The sequence below is a fragment of the Pseudoalteromonas sp. J010 genome, assembly GCF_003934235.1.
GTDB lineage: Bacteria > Pseudomonadota > Gammaproteobacteria > Enterobacterales > Alteromonadaceae > Pseudoalteromonas > Pseudoalteromonas peptidolytica.
This window is the reverse complement of record NZ_RDBW01000072.1, coordinates 1-1,299: the sequence shown is the minus strand read 5'-3', so window position 1 is coordinate 1,299 and position 1,299 is coordinate 1. Positions and strand designations below refer to the sequence as shown.

Sequence of the window (1,299 nt, the reverse complement as noted above, 5' to 3'; positions counted from 1 at the left end):
ATGGCAAAAGAAAAGTTTGAACGCGTAAAACCGCACGTAAACGTAGGTACAATCGGCCACGTTGACCACGGTAAAACAACTCTAACTGCAGCAATCACTAACGTACTTGCAAAAGTATACGGTGGTGAAGCAAAAGACTTCGCATCAATCGATAACGCTCCAGAAGAGCGTGAGCGTGGTATCACAATCTCAACTTCACACGTTGAGTATGACACACCAACTCGTCACTATGCACACGTAGACTGTCCAGGACACGCTGACTATGTTAAAAACATGATCACTGGTGCTGCACAGATGGACGGCGCGATCCTAGTAGTTGCAGCTACTGACGGTCCTATGCCTCAAACACGTGAGCACATCCTACTTTCTCGTCAGGTTGGTGTACCTTACATCATCGTATTCATGAACAAATGTGACATGGTTGACGACGAAGAGCTTCTAGAGCTAGTAGAGATGGAAGTACGTGAACTACTTTCTGAGTACGACTTCCCAGGTGATGACCTACCTCTAATCCAAGGTTCAGCGCTTAAAGCACTTGAAGGTGAGAAAGAGTGGGAAGACAAGATCGTTGAGCTTGCAGAAGCACTAGATACTTACATCCCAGAGCCAGAGCGTGACATCGATAAGCCATTCATCATGCCTATCGAAGACGTATTCTCAATCCAGGGTCGTGGTACAGTAGTAACAGGCCGTGTTGAAGCTGGTATCATCAACGTGAACGACGAAGTTGAAATCGTAGGTATCAAAGAAACTACGAAGACAACTTGTACGGGTGTTGAAATGTTCCGTAAGCTTCTAGACGAAGGTCGTGCGGGTGAGAACATYGGTGCACTACTACGTGGTACTAAGCGTGATGAAGTWGAGCGTGGTCAAGTACTAGCGAAGCCTGGTTCAATCACTCCACACACGAAGTTCACTTCAGAAGTATACGTACTTTCGAAAGATGAAGGTGGTCGTCACACTCCTTTCTTCAAAGGTTACCGTCCACAGTTCTACTTCCGTACAACAGACGTAACTGGTGACATCCAGCTACCAGACGGCGTAGAAATGGTAATGCCTGGCGACAACATCAAGATGACTGTTGAGCTAATCGTACCAATCGCGATGGACGAAGGTCTACGTTTCGCTATCCGTGAAGGTGGCCGTACAGTAGGTGCTGGTGTTGTAGCAACAATCGAAGCATAAGCTTTAGGTTGTAGCAATACACTGTAAAAAAGGTCGCGAAAGCGGCCTTTTTTAATGCCTATAGGAAATCAAAGGTAATACGTATATAGGCATGAGAGTGGCACGCTGACAATA

1 protein-coding gene is annotated in these 1,299 nt (G+C 46.3%); it reads left to right on the top strand.

Annotation, left to right across the window (positions count from 1 at the left end):
• A complete protein-coding gene (gene tuf, locus EAG18_RS21990; RefSeq protein ID WP_125254467.1) occupies positions 1 to 1,185 on the top strand; it encodes an elongation factor Tu in 1,185 nt (394 codons plus the stop codon).
• The last annotated feature ends 114 nt before the right edge of the window (positions 1,186 to 1,299 follow it).